This is a genomic window from Wenyingzhuangia fucanilytica (assembly GCF_001697185.1).
Classification (GTDB): Bacteria; Bacteroidota; Bacteroidia; order Flavobacteriales; family Flavobacteriaceae; genus Wenyingzhuangia; species Wenyingzhuangia fucanilytica.
Genome location: NZ_CP014224.1, coordinates 1,501,112 through 1,521,687, shown reverse-complemented (window position 1 = coordinate 1,521,687; position 20,576 = coordinate 1,501,112). Strand labels below are relative to the sequence as shown.

14 protein-coding genes are annotated in these 20,576 nt (G+C 33.0%); 7 read left to right on the top strand and 7 right to left on the bottom strand.

Annotation, left to right across the window (positions count from 1 at the left end):
- Positions 1-3: 3 nt before the first annotated feature.
- Complete coding sequence (locus tag AXE80_RS06235) at positions 4-756, bottom strand: glycosyltransferase (RefSeq protein ID WP_068825469.1); 753 nt, start codon at positions 754-756, stop codon at positions 4-6.
- Between the two features lie 265 nt (positions 757-1,021).
- Between AXE80_RS06235 and trxB the strand changes: the two genes are divergently transcribed.
- Entirely contained in the window at positions 1,022-1,969 is a 948-nt protein-coding gene (gene trxB, locus AXE80_RS06230) for a thioredoxin-disulfide reductase (RefSeq protein WP_068825467.1), read from the top strand.
- Between the two features lie 11 nt (positions 1,970-1,980).
- Here the strand turns inward: trxB and AXE80_RS06225 are convergent, their stop codons facing one another.
- Positions 1,981-2,856: a helix-turn-helix domain-containing protein gene (locus tag AXE80_RS06225; RefSeq protein WP_068825465.1), complete on the bottom strand. Its 876-nt coding sequence runs from the start codon at positions 2,854-2,856 to the stop codon at positions 1,981-1,983.
- Positions 2,857-2,981: 125 nt separating this feature from the next.
- On the opposite strand from AXE80_RS06225, the gene AXE80_RS06220 reads away from it, so the two are divergent.
- From AXE80_RS06220 to AXE80_RS06195, 6 genes are read left to right on the top strand one after another with little or no spacing between them, the layout of a single operon-like run.
- Positions 2,982-6,221 carry a DUF1553 domain-containing protein gene (locus tag AXE80_RS06220; RefSeq protein ID WP_068825463.1) on the top strand — a complete coding sequence of 1,080 codons (3,240 nt, stop codon included), beginning with the start codon at positions 2,982-2,984 and terminating at the stop codon, positions 6,219-6,221.
- Positions 6,222-6,250: 29 nt separating this feature from the next.
- Entirely contained in the window at positions 6,251-7,768 is a 1,518-nt protein-coding gene (locus AXE80_RS06215; protein WP_068825461.1) for a DUF1501 domain-containing protein, read from the top strand.
- A gap of 11 nt (positions 7,769-7,779) precedes the next feature.
- Entirely contained in the window at positions 7,780-8,889 is a 1,110-nt protein-coding gene (locus AXE80_RS06210; protein ID WP_157359355.1) for a twin-arginine translocation signal domain-containing protein, read from the top strand.
- Between the two features lie 27 nt (positions 8,890-8,916).
- Positions 8,917-10,308: a c-type cytochrome domain-containing protein gene (locus tag AXE80_RS06205; RefSeq protein ID WP_068825459.1), complete on the top strand. Its 1,392-nt coding sequence runs from the start codon at positions 8,917-8,919 to the stop codon at positions 10,306-10,308.
- Between the two features lie 11 nt (positions 10,309-10,319).
- On the top strand, positions 10,320-11,489 hold the full coding sequence (locus AXE80_RS06200) for a cytochrome-c peroxidase (protein WP_068825457.1): 1,170 nt from the start codon (positions 10,320-10,322) through the stop codon (positions 11,487-11,489).
- Between the two features lie 27 nt (positions 11,490-11,516).
- Complete coding sequence (locus AXE80_RS06195) at positions 11,517-12,305, top strand: carbohydrate-binding family 9-like protein (RefSeq protein ID WP_068825455.1); 789 nt, start codon at positions 11,517-11,519, stop codon at positions 12,303-12,305.
- A gap of 562 nt (positions 12,306-12,867) precedes the next feature.
- Here AXE80_RS06195 and AXE80_RS06190 read toward each other — a convergent pair.
- The 5 genes from AXE80_RS06190 to AXE80_RS06170 form a co-directional block, all read right to left on the bottom strand.
- Complete coding sequence (locus AXE80_RS06190) at positions 12,868-14,283, bottom strand: purine-cytosine permease family protein (protein WP_068825452.1); 1,416 nt, start codon at positions 14,281-14,283, stop codon at positions 12,868-12,870.
- A 57-nt stretch (positions 14,284-14,340) separates the two neighbouring features.
- Positions 14,341-15,489 (bottom strand): alpha-hydroxy acid oxidase, encoded by a 1,149-nt coding sequence (locus tag AXE80_RS06185; RefSeq protein ID WP_068825450.1) that lies wholly within the window; start codon positions 15,487-15,489, stop codon positions 14,341-14,343.
- A gap of 226 nt (positions 15,490-15,715) precedes the next feature.
- Complete coding sequence (locus AXE80_RS06180; protein ID WP_068825448.1) at positions 15,716-17,101, bottom strand: FGGY-family carbohydrate kinase; 1,386 nt, start codon at positions 17,099-17,101, stop codon at positions 15,716-15,718.
- Positions 17,102-17,111: 10 nt separating this feature from the next.
- Entirely contained in the window at positions 17,112-18,392 is a 1,281-nt protein-coding gene (locus AXE80_RS06175; RefSeq protein ID WP_068825446.1) for a sugar isomerase, read from the bottom strand.
- Positions 18,393-18,461: 69 nt separating this feature from the next.
- Positions 18,462-20,567, bottom strand: coding sequence for a bifunctional aldolase/short-chain dehydrogenase (locus tag AXE80_RS06170; RefSeq protein ID WP_068825444.1), 2,106 nt, complete (start codon positions 20,565-20,567; stop codon positions 18,462-18,464).
- Positions 20,568-20,576 lie beyond the last annotated feature (9 nt).

Sequence of the window (20,576 nt, the reverse complement as noted above, 5' to 3'; positions counted from 1 at the left end):
ATTTTATAGTTTTTTATAAGCTTGGTTAATTTTTAGCAAATCTAGCCATAACTTAAAGAAGTAACTCATTTTAACCTTAGAATCTCCTTTGTCTACCCATTTTCTTAAAGGAATTTCTTTCATTTTTACAATGGCTACTTCCCTACTGTAGAACTGAATAATTCTAAAGAAAATTTCTACATCAAATAACCATTTAGACAAAAAAGGTTTGTTAAAAACAACAATGCTTAAATCTTTGGTAAAAACTTTTATTCCACACTGTGTATCATAAACCCCTAATCTTAATATGTTAGAAATAAAGGTGGCAATAATACGTCCTGTAAAAAATCTAAAAGAACTACGTTCTATTCTAGACCCTAATTTTTTTATTCTAGACCCAAAAACAAAAGTTAGCTTTCCATTTAACTTTCTACTAATTCTATAACATTCCCTTAATGGAGTAGCCAAGTCAGCATCTAAATAAGCAATTTTATCAAAATTAAAATGTTCTGCACAATAGTTCATTCCCATCATAGTTGCTCCTGCTTTTCCTTGGTTTTCAACACAATCAAAAACAACTATTTGATCTTCTAATTTACTTTCAAAAGATTTTAATATCTCTAAAGTATTGTCTGTAGACCCATCATTTACAAAGCAAATTGCCACATTACTTTTATTGTTTAAAAAAGAAATAAACTTTTTTTCTTTCAATGATTTAGACTCGTTGTAAGAGGGAATTACAATAATCAAATCATATTTTTTAGTAGTATCTAACATAGAGTAGTTGAATAACTTGTGGAAATATACATTGGGTTAACCTTAATTTAACGCAATTGTAAAAATAGCATTATTTATGGATATAGAAAACGAATAAACTCTTCAATTATCACTATAAAAACCTAGGTTATTTATACAAAAAAAGCCCAACAAATTTACATCACAAAAATTGATGGTTAGATTGTTAAAAGTTATAAACATTAACACTTAAAAGTGTAAAAAAGATTTATTTTAGCGACTCATAAATTCTAAAATAAAATAGAAAATGTCAGATACTATTGAAAGAATTAAATGCTTGATTATCGGATCAGGTCCTGCAGGTTACACTGCTGCCATATATGCTTCTAGAGCAGATTTAAAACCAGTTATGTATACTGGAATGCAAATGGGAGGACAATTAACCACTACTACAGAGGTTGACAACTTTCCTGGATATCCTAACGGTACTGATGGTACTGCTATGATGGAAGACTTAAAAAATCAGGCTGAGCGTTTTGGAACAGAAGTTCGTTTTGGATTAGCTACTGCTGTAGATTTTAGTAGTGAAGTTGGTGGTATACACAAGGTTACTATTGATGGAGACAAACAAATAGAAGCTGAAACAGTAATTATTACTACCGGTGCTACTGCTAAATATTTAGGTTTAGAAAGTGAAGAACGTTTAAAAGGTGGTGGAGTTTCTGCTTGTGCTACTTGTGATGGGTTCTTTTACCGTAAACAAGATGTAATTGTTGTTGGAGCTGGAGATACTGCTGCCGAAGAAGCTACTTACTTAGCTAATATTTGTAACAAAGTTACTATGTTGGTTCGTAAGGATTATATGAGAGCTTCTAAAGCGATGATTCACAGAGTTGAAAAAACTGAAAACATTGAAGTTTTATACAATACTGAATTGGATGAAGTTTTAGGAGATAATGTTGTTGAAGGTGTTCGTGTGGTAAACAACCAAACTAATGACAAGCATGAAATTGCTGTTACAGGTGTGTTTATTGCTATTGGTCACACTCCAAATACAGATATCTTTAAAGGACAATTAGAAATGGATGAAACTGGTTATTTAGTAACCAAAGGAAAATCTACTAAAACAAACAAACCTGGAGTTTTTGCTGCTGGTGATGTTCAAGATCATGAATACAGACAAGCTGTTACCGCTGCTGGTACAGGATGTATGGCTGCTTTAGATGCAGAACGTTATTTAGGAAATTTAGAATAGGTTTTTAACACCTACTCTTTTTTAAAAGTCCATTGCTCTTTTCTATATTGCAATGGACTTTTTTTTGTATGTTTTTTAAACACTCTAGAAAAATATGTCACGCTTGTAAAACCTACTTTGTCAGCAATTTCTTTCAAAGAATCTGAACTTGCTATCAACAACAACTGTGCTCTTTCTACTCTTTTCTTTTGAATATACTCGTTAGGTCTAATATGATAAGTCTGTTTAAATAACCTAGAAAAATAGTCTACATTTAAATGACAAACATCTGCCAAATCTTTTACAGTAATTTCTGTAGCTAAGTTAATTTCTATATAATTAGCGATTCTTCCAATTTTTGAGGTTTTATCTGTAAAATCAACTTCTTTAGCTGAAGATATAAACTTTGACAACAAAGCCAACAACAAGTCTCTCGTTTCTAAATAAGTACTTTCCGATAATTTTTTATTTTCATTTCTAAAAAAATCCAACCCTGTAGGATTGTCATATACTTTAGGGTCATCTTTTACAATGGTCCTATTCGGGTTTAATTCCAAAATTCTTTTAAAGCACATCAAACTAAACTCATCTCCTTCTATTTCATATAAAAAATTAAGTACAGAAAAAACAGAAACTCCAGTAGTCGAAACTTCAAGTGCACTAATATAATATTGACTCATTGACCCCGAACATTTGTAATGACTGTAAGTAAAACTCGGAATCAAATACATATATCCTGGCTTTAAATCATATCGTTTTTGATGATGGTAAACATAAGCATCTCCATCTGTAATGTAATACAATCTAAAAAATGGACTGATAACATTTTCAAAATCCCAAGCCTCATTTAAATTAACATATCCTACGTTTAATAACGATATTGATAAATTTTCTATGCTTTTATACACTTTTTAATAAGTTTTTAACACGACATCAACTGAACATGTCGGATTTGTGCAATAATTAGTCTGCCAAATATATAAAATCTACCTACATGTCGCGCTAATTTTGTGAAACTACGAAACAAAAAACCATGAAATACATTTTTACTGCGATCATTATTTTAGTATTAACCTCGTGCAAACCTAGTCTGTCTACCGATGTGGAAACTGCTTATAAAGCCTTGCCTACTAAATTAGATTTTAACCAACATGTAAAACCTATTTTATCAGACAAGTGTTTTTTATGTCATGGACCTGATGCAAAAAACATCAAAGGAGGTGTGCAATTACATTCTGCAGAAGCTGCATATGCAGAGCTTTCTGAATCACCAGGAAAATATGCTATAGTACCTAAAGACTTAAAGTCTTCTGAAGTTTTTCATAGAATAATTAGTGAAGATCCTAATGTAATCATGCCAACCCCAGAATCACATTTATTATTAACAGCAAAGGAAAAGGCTATTTTAATTAAATGGATTGAAGAGGGTGCTACATATAAAAAACATTGGGCTTTTATAAAACCCGAAAAATATGAAGTACCCAATGTAAAAGAAAAAAACTTGGTTGCCAATCCTATTGATAATTTTGTAATTGCCAAATTGGAAGAAAGAAACATCAGTCCTTCTAAAAAAGCAGACAAAGAAATATTGTTAAGACGTGCCTCTTTAGATTTAATAGGCTTACCTCCTACTTTAAAGGAATTAGATGTGTTTTTAAAAGATAACTCTCCTAATGCTTATGAAAAACAAATTGATCGTTTGTTAGCATCACCTCACTACGGAGAACAAAGAACCTTGGACTGGATGGATTTAGCTCGTTATGCAGACACCCATGGATATAGTAATGACAAATATAGAGACACCTCTCCATGGAGAGATTGGGTTATTAAATCTTTTAACGAAAACATGCCTTATGACCAATTTGTTACTTGGCAAATTGCTGGAGATATGCTGCCTAATGCCACAAAAGAACAAAAATTAGCTACGGCATTTAACAGATTACATCCACAAAACTTAGAAGGTGGAATTATAGATGAAGAATTTAGGTCTGAGTATGTAGCAGATAGAACAGCAACCGTAAGTCAAGGATTATTAGGACTATCCTATGCTTGTGCCAAGTGTCACGATCACAAATACGATCCTATCTCTCAGAAAAACTACTATGAAATGTATGCTTTCTTTAACAATATAGATGAAACCGGTCTAATTCCTTGGGATTTGGCAACTCCTGTTCCTGCTATGTTATTACCTACACAACAACAAAAAGACGTATTGGCTTATTTAAGAGGAATTGTAACAACCTCAGAAAACAAAGTAGAGAATATCAAAAAAGAAGAAAGCAAAAAAGCAACTAAATGGCTTGCACAAAACAACTTTCAAAAAATCCCTAGTCATAAAAAACCTTCTGGATTAATAGCTGAATTTGATTTTGATACCAAAAAACTAACTAACAAAATAGGTGGTAATGGAAAAAATCACATCCAAATGCGTCAACAATTTGTAGAAAACGAACCCGCTGTATACAAACAAGGAAAACAAGGAAAAGGGTTGACTTTTAATGGGGACACCTGGTTAGATTTAGATAAAATTGGAATCTTTCAGAGAAGTCAGTCTTTTAGTATTGGGATAGATATTTTTGTTCCAAAAGATCTTGAAACAGGAGTTATTTTTCACAAAATGAATAGTCCAGAACTACATGGTTTTAGAGGCTATCACCTAAAAATAAAAAACAATAAAATAGAAGCCTTGTTAGCACATGTATACCCTGATAATGCCATCGTTATTGAGTCTAAAAAAGAAATTCCTAAAGAAAAATGGGTCCAATTAACCATGACTTATGATGGCTCTAGTAAAGCAAAAGGACTTCATATCTACCTTGATGGGGAAAAATTAGAAACGACAACTTCTTTTGACAATCTTTATAAAGACATCATTTTCCATGGTTTAAGATTGTATGGTGAGGACAGTCCAAAAGTAGAACCTGGCTTACGTGTTGGCGCAGTATGGAGAGGAAAAGGTATTGGAGGAGCTACGGTAGATAATTTACTTGTTTTTAACAAAAAACTGAGTGCTATTGAAGTAATGCAAATAGCCAACCCTAAAAAAATACAAACCTTAGAGTCTAAAAATTACGCCTCGTTAAACCATCAAGAAAAACAACTATTAACGGATTATTATCTAGCAACCAATTCACCGGTTTACAAAAACAGCATTCAACAACTAGAAAAAGAAAGAAGTGTTTTTGTTGATAGCATCAATAAGGTGAAACAAATCATGGTGATGAAGGAAAGAAAAACCCCTAGACAAACCTATATTTTAGATAGAGGTAACTACGATTCTCCTACAGATTCCGTATTTCCAAACGTACCCAACGAAATATTTCCTATAGACAAACAAATCCCTAAAAACAGAGTTGGTTTGGCAAAATGGATCATGGATCCAAACAATCCGCTAACCGCTAGAGTAACTGTAAATAGATATTGGCAAAATATTTTTGGACAAGGATTGGTCGTAACATCAGATGATTTTGGAAATCAAGGAGAAATGCCTACACACCCTAAATTATTAGATTGGTTAGCCTTAGAGTTTATAGAATCTGGATGGGATGTTAAAAAACTTCATAAAACAATAATGATGTCTAATACCTACCAACAAAGTTCAGCTATTAGTCAAAAACTATTAGAAATAGACAATGAAAACAGATTACTAGCCCGAGGACCTGCCAATAGATTAACAGGAGAAATGTTAAGAGACAATGCTTTGTTTGCTTCTGGATTGATGAATGATAAAATTGGAGGAGAAAGTGTAAAACCCTACCAACCAAAAGGATTGTGGAGAGTAAATGGAGATCATTATGAACAAGATGGGTTTGATGGTTTGTATAGAAGAAGTATGTATACCATTTGGAAACGTACTGTACCCAACCCAACCATTGCTACTTTTGATGCGCCTACCAGAGATTTGTGTACCACACGTAGACAAAAAACAAACACACCTTTACAAGCCTTAGTGGTATTAAATGACCCTACTTATATTGAAGCATCTAGAGTTTTAGGAAAACAAATTGCAGAAGCAAAAAATGCCAAAGCAGGAATTCAACAAATATTCAGAAAGTTAACAGGGAGAACAGTAACAACCAAAGAACTTGAATTACTCACAGAATTACAACAATCAGAATATCAAAAATTCCAGAAAAACCCTAAAAAGACCTTAGGATGGTTAACTACCGGAAGCTATAAAATCAACCCATCAGATGATAAAGCACTGATTGCCGCCAATGCCGTTGTAGCGAGTACTATTATGAATTCTGATGCAACCATTACTAAAAGATAAATTGCAAACCTCTTATATAAGATAAAATTATGTGTAACAATCACGAACATAAAAAACTGAGATCTAACAATAGAGACTTACAAGGAATTGAAAAGCAATTGGACAGAAGACATTTCCTAAAACAAACTTCTCTTGGTTTAGGAGCCTTGGCTTTAGGAAGTTTATTAGGAACAGAAAAACTATGGAGCGCTGTAAAACAAGAAAAAGCAACAGAACAATTATTACAAGCTTATAATAAAAATAGATTGGGATTGCCACATCATCTGCCTAAAGCAAAACGAGTGGTATACTTATTTCAAAGTGGAGGGCCTTCGCAAATGGACTTGTTTGATTACAAACCTAAACTTACAGACATGTTTGGAAAAGAATTGCCAGAGTCTGTTATTGGAGCCACCAAATTGACAGGAATGAGTGGTAGCCAAAGCACCTTGCCTATTGCTCCTTCAGCTTTTAAATTTAAACAATATGGAGAATCTAGAGCTTGGGTAAGTGAAATCATGCCCTACTTATCAGAAGTTGTTGATGATTTATGTTTTATCAAAGGAATGCAAACCGACCAAATAAACCATACTCCTGCCATTACTTTTATGCAAACAGGAAATCAATTACCGGGTAGACCCTCTATTGGTTCTTGGTTAAGTTATGGATTGGGTTCAGACAATGAAAACCTTCCTACTTTTATTACGCTAGTTTCTAAAAATGGAAAAGGACAACCTTTAAAATCTAGTTTATGGGGAAATGGTTTTTTACCTACAGAACATCAAGGAGTACAATTTAGATCAGGAAAAGATCCAGTATTGTATTTAACAGATCCTGAAAATTATGATGGTCATGATAGAAGACATATGTTAGATTATTTAAGTCATCTAAACGACTTGCAAGGTGATGCTTATGGAGATCCAGAAATTCAAGCTAGAATGTCTCAATACGAAATGGCTTTTAAAATGCAAACATCTGTGCCAGAGGTCACCGATATTAGCGATGAGCCAGAACATATTTTTGAAATGTATGGAAAAGACAGTAAAGACCCTGGAACTTATGCTGCCAATTGTTTGATGGCTAGAAAACTATTAGAAAAAGGAGTCAAATTTGTGCAATTGTATCATCAAGGATGGGATCAGCACAACTATTGTCCAAGTGGAGTAAAAAGTCAATCTAAAAAAACAGATCAAGCAACTGCTGCATTGATTAAAGATTTAAAACAACGTGGAATGTTTGAAGACACCCTAGTGATTTGGGGAGGTGAATTTGGTAGAACCGTCTATTCTCAAGGTCAACTTACAAGTACTAACTATGGTAGAGACCACCATCCAAAAGCATTTACGATGTGGATGGCAGGTGCTGGTGTTAAACCTGGATTTACCTTTGGAGAAACAGATGACTTTAGTTACAACGTTACCAAAGACCCTGTACACGTTCACGATTTTCATGCAACACTACTCCACTTATTTGGTGTTGATCATGAAAAACTCACCTTTAAACACCAAGGAAGAAGATACAGATTGACTGATGTACATGGAAATGTGGTTAAAGATTTATTGACTTAAAAAACTAACACATGAGTGATACAAGAAGAAACTTTATGAAAAAATCTGCTTTAGCAGGTGTTGGCCTAGCAACCATCCCTTCTTTTGGTTTTCATTTTATAAAAAAATCTACCAAAAATGATATCATTTTAGGGCATGGAGATTATCAATACAAACTCATTAGAGATTGGGCACAAATGAGTTCCATAGAAACCCCTTTACTAAACTGCCATGAAATGCAAATGGACAGTAAAGGACGTTTGGTAATGATTGGAGATCATCCAGCTAATAATATCATTATTTTTGACAAATCTGGAAAGGTATTAGACTCATGGGGAAATGCCTATCCCGGAGGTCATGGATTGACCATTTCTAACGAAGGTGGAGAAGATTTTTTGTTTTTGGCAGAATCCGGTTGGTTTTTAAACAAAATAGGAAAATGGACCAAACACAACGGACGAATTACCAAAACTACTATGGACGGTAGAGTTTTATTTGATATTGGTCATCCACAAACAATTGGAGTATACAAACCTGGTGAATCTTTCTGTCCTACAGAAACTGCTATTGGTCCCAACGGGGATATTTATGTAGCGGATGGATATGGAATGAGTAGAATTATTCAATACGATTACAACGGAAAATACATTAGACACTGGGGAGGAAGTGACAATCCTGACCCTAATTATCAAATAAAAAGTGCACATGGTGTAGCCATCGATTATCGAGAAAAAGGCAATCCAATGGTGGTCGTTACCTCTAGAAACCAAGCAAGTTTTAAGTGGTTTACCTTAGATGGAACCTACATTAAAACCTTATACTTACCCAATATGCAAGTATGTAGACCCGTTTTTGATGACAACAATTTATATGCTGGCGTTTGTTGGTCGCAACCTAAGGTAGGACGTACAGATTGGACACAACCTACAGGCTTTGTCACCATTTTAGAAGGAGACAAAGTTGTCTCTAATCCTGGAGCAACAGCACCTATTTATGTGGGTGGAGAACTACAAAAATCTTTTCAATTACCAGAACGACCTATTTCTCATGGTCATGATGTTTGTGTGGACAATGACAAAAACTTATACGTTTGTCAATGGAGGGCCAACAAAACCCCTCCTTTAAAATTAGAAAGAATATAACATCAAAAAACAACTAACTCGATAACTATGAATCAAGTACCAGATTTTGTCCTGTTCTTAGGACGCTTCCACCCTTTAATTGTACACATCCCTATTGGGTTGATTTTATTTGCTTTTCTCTTAGAAATCATCAGTAAATGGAACAAAGTAGAAGAATTAAAAACAGCCATCCCATATGCTTTGTTTTTAGGAGCTCTCTCTGCTACAGGTGCCTGTGTACTTGGCTATATGCTTTCTCTTAGTGGAGAATACGAAGGAGATCAATTAGATGGACATTTTTGGTTTGGGATAGCAACAACTGTCATTACCTTTATTGCTTGGTTGATTAGAATAGACAAACTGCCTTTCTTAAAATTAAATCAATTTAAAGCCAATATATCTGCTTTAACTCTTTTGGTTCTTTTGGTAAGTATTACAGGTCATTATGGAGGTAATTTAACACATGGGTCTGATTATTTAACCAAATACGCTCCTTTTGCAGAAAAACCTATCGAAGTACTTCCGCCTAAAACTATGGGTGAAGTAGAAATATACAATCACCTGATACATCCTATTTTAGAAGAAAAATGTATAAGTTGTCATAACTCCTCTAAGAAAAAAGGAGGTTTGTCTTTAGAAACTCCTGAAGCGATCTTAAAAGGAGGAAAAAACGGTTTGGCCATTGTTGCAGGTGATTTGTCTAAATCAGAACTTATTCATCGTGTAAACTTAAATGATCACGATAAAAAATTCATGCCTCCAAAAGGAAAAACGCCGTTAACTAAAGAAGAAATTCAAATCATTTCTTATTGGATTACGACTGCTAAAGCTGATTTTAATATCAAATTAATCACTGCAGAAAATAACAAAGAGCTAATGCTATTGGCGGCTAATTTCTTAGGCTTTGGAAAAGACGGACAAGCAGATGAATCTTCCAAAATTCCTGAACTAAAACCTGTAGATAGTTTGTTGATTAACAAATTAGCACAAGCTGGATTTACCATTAGAGAATTGATTTACAACAAAAGTATATATGATGTTGTATTGCCTGGAAAAACAGCTAAAAACGTTACAGAATTAAATAGATTACTCACTAATTTACAAGAAATCAAAGACCATGTATTATCATTATCTCTTGTTGATAATTCGGTAGAAGATGAACACTTAAAATTTATTGGGAAATTTAAAAACCTAAGAAAATTAGAGCTGAATCAAAACAATATTACAGATGCTGGAATTCACGAATTAGAAAACATAGCTCCTTTAGAGGCTCTAAATTTATATGGTACATTGGTCACCGAACAAAGCCTTGCCGATTTTCCAAAATTCAAAAACTTAAAACATGTCTATTTATGGAAAACAAAGGTATCTAAAGAGGCTGTTCAGCAATATCAAACCAACAACGAGGCGCCTAAATTATATTTAGGAATGGCAGACTAAAGAATTACTTTATGTATGCTCTATTAAAAATAACAAGTATTGTTGGTACATTCTTATTGATGGTTGCTTGTCAATCGTCAACACAAAAAACAACAAAGGCAATGGAAGATGTATATCTTCCGTTGCCACAACAAATCATTACTCCTAAAAACAACCCAATTACTCCTGAAAAAGTAGCGCTAGGAAGACTTCTTTTTTACGATCCTATTTTATCTGGAAATAAAGAGGTGGCTTGTGCTACCTGTCATCATCCAGATTATGGATATAGTGATGGAATTGATTTGTCTATTGGTGTAAATGGAAAAGGACTTGGTTATACCAGAAAATTTAACTCCAACAACAATATTTCTTTTGTAAAAAGAAATGCGCATACCATTTTAAACACTGCTTATAACGGAATTGACAACAATCAACATTACTCTCCTTCTCAAGCTCCTATGTTTTGGGACAATAGAATGAATAGTTTAGAGAATCAGGTACTTGGCCCTTTAACTACATTGGAAGAAATGAGAGGAGATAGAATTTCTGAGACTGTTATTTTAGACACAATTATTCACCGATTGCAACAAATTGATGCCTATCAAGATCTTTTTAAAAAAGCTTTTCCCAAAGAACTACCTCATATAAACAAAATTCATCTAGCTAAAGCCATTGCAACTTTTGAACGTACATTAACAACCCCAAATACACGTTTTGACAAGTATTTACAAGGAGATGTAAATGCAATCTCTGAAACCGAAAAAGAAGGTTTTAAATTGTTTAAAAAAGCAAAGTGTCACACTTGTCACTCAGGTCCAATGTTTAGTGATTATAAAATCCACATTTTAGGTGTAGAGGATAATGATAAACTAAACTATACAGACGATGGACATCAAAAAAGCTATGGATTTAGAACTCCAACTTTAAGGAATTTACGATATACAGCTCCTTATATGCATAACGGGTCTTTACAAACATTACAACAAGTTTTAGAGTTTTATGAAGACATTGCTCACGGAAATTCAAGAAACAAACACGTGGCTTCAAAACAGCTAGATACCTTAACTAAAGGAATTCCTTTAAAGGTAAAAGATATGACCACTATCATCTCTTTCTTTAACACCTTAAATGCTGAAGATTTTGACAAAACCATCCCAGAAAAAGTTCCTAGTAACTTACCTGTAGGTGGAAACATACAATAATTAGTCACTTATGGAAAGTAATCAAAAATGAAAAAAATTATCTTTTGTATTTTATTTATAACAGCTCTAATTTGTAAAAGTTGTAAAGAAGTAAAAAATGAACAAACTACTATTAAAGTAGTTACACATTCTGAATTTAAAGTATCTAAAGCAAATACTCAAATGGTAATTGACGGAAAAAGGGACGAGCTAGATTGGAATAGAACCGAAGCTGCTACATTCAATAACTTTTATCATTATGATGCGATTAATAAAGCCGATGACAAGCAAAAAACTACATTTCGAATGTTATGGGACGATGAATTTTTATATGTCTTTTTTGAAAGCGAAGATAAATATTTAACAGCACGTGAAAAAGTAAGAGACGGAGCGCCTTATTTTGACGATTGTGCCGAGATTTTTTTATCACCTGCTCCTGAAATATTGAGTACTCATATGGGGTTTGAAGTAAATCTATACAAAACATCTAACGACTTTTTATTTATGACCGATTTCTATAATGGGCAACCTGGAGTATTAAAGGCTTTTAATCCTGAATTTAAAGTAGAAACTACTTTAAATGGAACAATAAACGATAATTCAGATATTGATAAAGGTTGGACAATGGAAATGGCTATACCCTTAAAATTGTTCTTTAAAATAGATACCTACGCCCCAGTAAAAGCAGGTGCTAAATGGACTTTTTTAGCCGTTAGACAAGAACGTAACGAAGTTGAAGGTAATCGAAGAATCACATCTTCAATATTCCCAATTGACGAAGAAAAGATTGATGTTCACGAGCCAAGCAAATTCGGTTTTCTTCATTTTATAGAGTAGACACCTGCCTCCATTCAAACTAAATAAGCTGTATAAAATATAAAAAGAGAAAATCTGTTTTAAAATATCTCTTAACTATTTTAAAACACTGTTCTCTTCTCTACTGATGTAAAAGTGATACAGTCTTTTCAAGGCTAACGAATATTTTTGCCTAAACACAATAATTAGGCATTATCACAGGCAATCTTTAAAATATGAATATGGACTGAAATATGTCATACAAAATCTTAAATTAGCAAAAACGATCATCAAAAAGGCAGTCGATATTTATAACAATCTTCATCCACATTGTAGTCTTGATTTATGCACTCCAAAACACTTGCACCTAAATCAAAATATAAACTACAAATCGTATCCAAGAAATAATAACAAACTGGAATTGTTAACCTTTTAAATAACCCAAAAAAGGTCAAGATTAAAATATATCATGACCTTTTTTAAGATGTACTATAAGGTTATTCATTCCTAAAAATATAACCTGATTTTTTACTTTCACTACTTTATTCAAAGTTTACATTCAACATAAAAAATGTAATACATGAATTTAAAACTTCAATAATATTTATATATTTTTATTTTGAGAATACTTACTAAAGACTAAGAAAAGTATTCCACATAACAACCAAGCTGGTAGTGTTACAAAAGACAAAAACACATCAAACTGTATTGATATAAAGTAAAACAAACCAAAACTTATAGCCCATGCCCAAAACACAGATTTATTAAATGATAATTTTGCTTTTTCTGCATAGTTCTTTAATATCCCTACTTTATTATGAAAGAAATGTTCAAATACAATCACAGCTCCAAATGGTGCTAATATAAATCCATATAAAGCCACAAATCCTAACAACTTCATTGCAAAAGCAGGAAATAAACCTGCTATAGTAGCCACACTTCCTGCTAGTATAGTAACTTTTGCTGTAGATAATTTAGGTAAAATTGCTTGAAAAGCTAAACCTGCTCGGTATATGGTAGGATTTGCTGTTGTCCAACCTGCTAATACTACAGCAATAATTCCTAATACTCCAATAGCATTATAAGCCATTGGCCCAGGTGCAACAGGAGGAGCACTTCCTTCGTTTAAGTAAGACAAAGCCTCTGGTGACTTTAAATATACAGCATATAACAACGCTGCTGCAATCCATGCCATATAGTGTCCAACATACATTCCTGCTGCTGTTGCCCACCCTGCTTTTGCCTCTTTTGCGAATCTAAATACGGATAAATCTGACATTCCTATATGCATAGCTCCATTGGCAAACCATGACCAAATAACAACATGCCAAAAAGTAAATTTTGTTTGTCCAGGAAAAGGTTCTCCTCCATCACCCCAAATATTCCAAAAATCAGAAAAACTACCAACTCCTAACTGACTAAGCGCAACTATACCAGCAGCAACAAATGCTAAAACAATTACTGGAGACATCCAGTTTGCAGCCTTGGTTACTGTATCATACCCACGTGCGGCAATAATTGAGATAACTGCACCAATAACAATAACTATAATAATCCAAGTCATACCATTTGGCAAAGTATCATCTAACTTAGGCATAGGCATATCAAATGGTATACCGACCGCTGTAGCAGAAACGGTTATCATAGAACCTGCTAAAAAACAAAACAAAATACCATTAGCTAAATTATATCCAGTTACTAACTTTTTACCACATATTTTTTCTAATTGGAAGTATAATGTTAATCTATTTTTAACCGCAATCTCTGCTGTTAAAAACCTCCAACTTAAAACGGCTAAAATATTACCTAATAACAAACCAATAATAAGGTCAAATGCGCTTACTCCTGCTGTTAAAAATAAAGGACCAATCATAAACTCGGTTCCTGCAGCATGCTCTCCCGCATACATCCCTATAAAGCTTTTCCAGCCTTTTAATTTTGAGGTAGGTACTGGAGTTCTTTCAAATTCGCCACCAGAAACATCCTCTACTACATCTGCACTTTGCTGATATTTTGTCATAATGATTATGTTTTTAATTATTAGATTAAAATTGAATCTAACATCTTTCTTTTCTGATTATTTTAACAAATGATTAGGAAAATCTTGTGTTCTTTCACAACACAATTGATCCATCACTTGCTTTAATTCTGTTTTAAGTAAAGAAATCGTATGATCTCCTCCATTTTTTCCTAAAGCCGAAACTCCATACATAAATGAACGTCCCATAAAAGTAAATTTAGCACCTGAAGCCATTGCTCTGGCTACATCTGGTCCCGAACGAACTCCACTATCCATCATCACCTCAATCTGATCTCCATATTTTTTTGCAATGTTAGAAAGTGAACTTACAGCAGATTCTCCTGCATCTAATTGACGTCCTCCGTGATTAGAAACAATGATCCCATCAAACCCTAATTTAATTGCTTGTTGTGCATCATACTCCGAAGAAACTCCTTTTAAAACTAACTTCCCTTTCCACATATCACGAATAGGTTTTATTTTTTCTTCATTTAATCTACCATTAAATGTTTGATCCATAAACTTTCCTAATTGTTTTAAATCTAACCCTTTAGGCATATATGGCTTTAAAGTTTCAAAATTAGGTTGTCCATGAATTAGTGTTTGCATTGCCCAATGAGGTTTTCCTAAGACTTGTAAAATATTTTTTACAGACATTTTAGGAGGCATTGCTAAACCATTTCTAATATCTCTAGGTCTAAATCCAAAAGTTGGTACATCACACAACACAACTAATACTGGACAATGAGCTGCTTCTGCTCTTTTAATAATATCATCTCTAAGCCTGTCTTCTGCAGGATGGTACAACTGAAACCAAGATTTACCTTCGGTTATTTCACTAGCTCGCTCTATACTTGTAGTTGTAACTGTACTTAAGATAAAGGGAATATTATGTTCAAATGCCGACTTTGCTAAAATTTCTGGGGCATTTGGCCACATGAGTCCTTGCAAACCAACTGGAGCAATACCAAAGGGAGCATCATATTCTATTCCAAATAGTTTTGTTTTAAGCGATGAGCCTGAAAACTTCTTTATGTATTCTGGATTCAACTGAATATCTCTAATATCAGCTGTATTTCTGTGTATGTTAACATCTTCGTTACATCCGCCGTCAAGATATTCAAAAGCAAATTTTGGAATTTTCTTTTGTGCTTTTGATCTTAGATCATCTATAGATGGATAATCTGTATTAAATTTTATCGCCATAATCTTTCTTTATGATAAAAACTTTTTTCTTAATTCTTCTACTTAATCATCATTTATGGTTCCATTTCTCTTAAACTATAGAAATACTCCGTCTTAAGTAGTAGTTATCATCTTTTGTTAATCCAATAAATATTAAAAGTGACTTGATTCCTTAAATATTTAAAGTTTATTTTTTGACATATTTTAAATGGGTAAACTATATTGAAAATATATCATTAACTGTTTTTTAATTAATTGTTTGATTAAGAATAAATGGAATATGTTTCTTTAAATCATAATTCTTTTTTAAGAACTTAGAATTCAATTTTGTATCTGATATAGAAAGAGCTGCTCCTAATGCTGAACCAAGTGAAGCGCTAGTAGTTCTTAATTTTTTATCTCGATAATAATGTGTTAACAATTTTACAAAGACATCATTATCACTAAATCCTCCATCTATATATATTTCTCCAATTATATGATTACCAATAACACTATCTATACACTTATTCTGTAATAAAACTAATTCAATCATTAATTGATGGTAAGCCTCTTCATAAGTATTGTATAACACCTTTAATGTTTTAGGCATTTTATCACTCTGCAAGCTATCCCAATGGTGACAATATTTAAAATCTGTTGTTACATCAGTATAAATATCATAATCAAATTTTACTGTTGTATGATAATCCTTATCTACTCCAAAATGTTTGTTTAGTAAATCTACTTGTACTTTGTATTCGTTACCTAAAAATAAACGAGATGCTTTTACTGGATCTCCATTAAGACGCATATAGTTTAATGAGTCTTGATCATTTACATCGTTAGAAATTGCTTCTTTGGTAAATGGATTAAAAGTAATACTCCATGTTCCTGTAGAGATTAAAACAAATTCTTTTTCAATACTTTTCATGTAAGGAAGTAATGCAGCAGAGCTATCATGAATCCCTACTCCTATTTTAATACGACAACCATTATAGTTCATATTAATACTTGTTTCTGTAGAAACAATTGGAGGTAATATTTTATGTAACTCTTCTTTATATACCCAGTCATGATAATCTTTTTTATCATAATCCCACAGGGCTGTATGACATCCAATACTTGTATATTCACTTAAAGGTATTCCTGTAAATATAAAGCTTAAGTATTGTGGTAAATGCAAAGAGTATTTTATTTTCTTAAATACTTCTGGCTGGGTTTGTTTTAACCAATACAATTGCAAACCTGAATTTAACATGCTAAGATCTGCACAACCTGTCTTCTTTAAAAAAGATTCTTTATCTCCATATTTATTGAAAAAACTCTCTATTATTTCTTTAGGCAACTCCTTTGTATAATTATACAAAGGAGTTAATGGGTTACCATCTTCATCAATATGAACAAAACTAGCTCCATATGTTGAGAAGTTAATGGCCTTTACATGGTATTCTTTCGTTTCTAATATACGATTAAATACAGATTTTAACCATTCTTGTAATGCATGTATGTTTTCTGTTGGATGACCATCTTCATCTTTGATTTCATCAAAAGAAATATACTCTTTGTGTATTTCTTTAAAATCCTTATCAAATAAAAAGAATTTTTTATTGGTTTTTCCAATATCAAAAACGGCCGTTACTTTTTGTTTCATATCACATGGTTTATAATCCTGTAGCTACAGTATTTCTACCTCTTTCTTTAATTAAATAATTTCTTAAATCTAACTCACGATATGCTTTTATTGGGCTAATAGCTCCACCTCTGTCAAGTCTAGCTTTTTCAATTAAAGGACGAACATCTGTTCTGTAAGCTCCTTGTAGAATTTCTTGACATTTTACAACATCATTGTTTAATTGAGCCTCTTTTAATGCTTTTTGATCAATTAACAATGCTTTTGCGTATGCCTCTTGAATAGCTTCTAAAGACTGAATTAAATCTTCTAAAGGATCTTTTACGTTATGACTTGCATCAATCATCCAAGCTAAATCTGGATTTTGAGGATTGTTTGCCATTCCATATACCAATTCATTAAAAATTAAGAACAAGGCATAAGGCTTAATACTTCCTACAGTTAAATCATCATCTCCATACTTACTATCGTTAAAATGGAAACCTCCTAGTTTACCTTTTAAACTTAAAATAGAAACAATTTGCTCTATGTTACTGTTTGGTAAATGGTGACCTAAATCAACCAAAGTATAAGCTTTTTCTCCACATTCGTTAGCCAACATTAAAGAAGCACCCCAATCTTGAATTACCGTACTATAAAAGTTTGGCTCGTATGGTTTGTACTCTATTAACATTTTCCAATCTTCAGGAATGTCTTTATAAATAGATTTTAAACTGTCTTGAGTGTTTTGAAAAGCTGTTTGAAAGTTATTTTGTCCTGGGAAACAAGAACCATCTGCCAACCAAACGGTTAATGCTTTAGATCCTAATTTTTCTCCAATTTTAATAACATCAATATTGTGTTGAATTGCTTGTTCGCGAACTGCTTGACTTGTGTTACTTAAAGATCCGTATTTATATGATTCTTTAACATCTTTTTGATCTTGAAAAGTGTTAGAGTTTACTGCATCGAATTTAATATCTAAAGATGAAGCTAATTCACTAACAGCATTGTAATCTTGAGGTACATCCCATGGAATGTGTAAAGATACAGCTCCAGCAGTTTGTGTTAAAGAATGTAAAATTCCAACATCTTCTATTTTTTGTTCTAGTGTAGTTGGTTCACCGTAAAAACCAAAACGTCCAAAACGAGTTCCTCCGGCTCCTAAAGCCCAACTAGGAATCGCCACTTGGAATTCAGCTAATTTTGATAAAATAGTATTTACATCATGTCCATTTTTAGTCAATTTATTTGCTAAAAAATCAAAGCTATCATTATGGTCTTCAATAATGTTTTTATTAACATCTTGAATATGTTGATTTTGTATTTTCATTTTTTTTAAAATTTAGAAAAAAAACTCCCATAATTTTTGACTATGGGAGTTTGTAAAATATATATTTTATTATCTCACGAAAGCATTTGCCATACCTCCATCAACATTGATAATATTTCCTGTAGATTTATCTAAAACTCCTACGAAAGAGAAAACACCATTTGCAATGTCAGCAGGAGTAATAATTTCGTTTAATAAGTTTCTTTTTGCATAGAAAGCAGGTAATTCTTCTACGGTAATTCCGTTAGCTTTAGCTCTTCCTTCTGCCCAAGCTCCTTCCCAAATTTTACTACCTACAATAACTCCATCAGGATTCACTGTGTTTACACGTACTTTATCTTTTGCCAATTCAGCAGCTAATAAACGTACCATGTGCTGTTGAGCAGCTTTTGCTGTTCCGTATGCAACGTTGTTTGGTCCAGCTACTAATCCGTTTTTACTTGCAATAGAGATATAATCTCCACCTAAGTTTTGTTTACGAGTAATAGCAGAAAATTGTTTAGCTAAATCAAACTGACCTTTTACTAAAATGCTTTGTAAAATATTCCAATCTTTATCAGTAGTATCTTCTAAAGCTTTAGAAATTGCCAATCCTGCACTGTGAACAACAATATCAATCCCTCCAAACTCTACGCAAGCTTTTTTATAAGCAGAAGCAATAGAATCTGGGTTTGTTACATCACAAATAGCATAGGTAGAAACATCTCTTTTATAAGTTGCATTCGCTTCAATTAAACTTTGTTCGTTAATATCAGTTAACACAACGTTAGCTCCTTCCGCAGCTAATTTATCAGCAATGGCTTTACCAATTCCACCACCAGCACCAGTTACCAATGCAACTTTACGAGACAATGGTTGTTCTTTTGGCATACGTTGTAATTTAGCTTCTTCTAACAACCAGTACTCAATATCAAAAGCTTCTTGTCTTGGTAAAGATGTGTACTCAGTAATTGCTTCAGCACCACGCATTACATTAATTGCATTAACGTAGAACTCGTTAGCTACACGTGTAGTTTGTTTGTTTTTTGCAAAACTAAACATACCAACTCCTGGGTAAATAATAATAACTGGGTTAGCATCACGAATAGCAGGACTATTGTCTTTTTTACAAGTATTGTAGTATTCAGCATATTCAGCTCTATAAGCTTCAAATGCAGGTTCTAATTTCTTTAAAATTGCTTCAGCATCAGATAAATCTTCGTTTTTGTCTAATGTTAATACTAAAGGTTGAATTTTAGTTCTTAAGAAGTGATCTGGACAAGAAGTTCCCATTGGAGCTAATCTTTCTAAATCATTACTATTGATATATTCCATCACTACATCAGAATCAGAGAAATGACCAATCATTCTGTTTTCTGAAGAACATAAACCTCTTAATAAAGGCATAATTTGAGCTGCTTTTTCGTAACGCTCTTCTTTTGGTAAACTCTCAATTTTTTGACCACCAAAAACGCTACCTTTTTCAGCTATTTTTTTCTCTATAAACTCAGAAGCCATTTCAATAACTTCTAAACTATTCATATAACATTCGTAAGAAGTATCTCCCCAAGTAAATAAACCGTGAGAACCTAAAACGATTCCTCTAATTCCAGGATTGTCAGCCAAACATTTTTCTAACTGTAAGCCTAAATCAAATCCAGGACGTTGCCAAGGCACCCATCCCATAGTATCACCCCAAATTTCTTTGGTTACTTTCTCACTGTCTTTAGCTGCAGCAACTGCAATTAAAGCATCAGGATGTAGGTGATCTATATGTGCAAATGGTAATAAACCATGTAAAGGCGTATCAATAGAAGGAGCTTTACTATCTAAATCGTAAATACAGTGGTCAAACAAACCTACCATACGATCTTCATCAGCCATTCCGCCATATACATTCTTTAAATCTCTTAATCTTTTAGTGTATAGACCAGCAATTCCTGCTCTGTCTAAAGTTCCGATATCTCCTCCAGAACCTTTTACCCACATAACTTCAACTTCTTCATTAGTTAAAGGGTCTGTTTCAATTGTTTTACAACTAGTGTTTCCTCCACCATAGTTAGTAATTCTTAAGTCTGCACCTAAGATATTAGAACGATATAAGAATAATGATACTTGATCATCTCCTAAAGATTCTGCTTTTTTATCATCCCACAGATAGTCAACGTACTTGAAGTTTTTAGTCTGATTTTCCATTTTTAAATT